Annotated in this window: 1 protein-coding gene; it reads right to left on the reverse strand. The window is 43.4% G+C overall.

Annotated elements, in window-relative coordinates:
* Positions 1–299: heme-degrading oxygenase HmoA (hmoA, locus tag ACTD9P_RS30105; protein ID WP_438870498.1), on the reverse strand; the 299-nt coding region annotated here is incomplete at its 3' end.
* Between the last annotated feature and the right edge of the window lie 123 nt (positions 300–422).

Genomic DNA, 422 nt, shown 5'->3' on the forward strand with positions numbered 1-422 from the left:
GCTCTGACATGATACATACCGACATCCGTCCCAAGCATATAATCAGGTTTCGGCTTGCCTTGGTTTGCTTTGTGGGCCGCGATGTGGTCTTCGCTTTTTTCCCATTGTTTCCAATGGTCTTCTGACTCCCAGCGGATTAACACGACGACTTCTTCATCACCGCGGCGGACTTTTTTTTCCAGGACCGTTACATCTATCAAACCTTCCTGCTTTTCAATCACGCCTTCTGAACTGAAGCGTTCGATTACTTTGTCGGCATGTCCTTCTTTTACGGTCATTTTTCTGATTTGCACAAACATCTGGCAGCTCTCCAATCCTTTTTACGTTTTATCCAACATTTTAAATGAAAATGATTCTCAAAGTCAATTAAGATGCCTGACGGATTACGATTTCAGGAGAAAGACATGACCATCCTCATCTTT

The sequence above is a fragment of the Pseudomonas onubensis genome (assembly GCF_965653655.1).
Lineage (GTDB): Bacteria > Pseudomonadota > Gammaproteobacteria > Pseudomonadales > Pseudomonadaceae > Aquipseudomonas.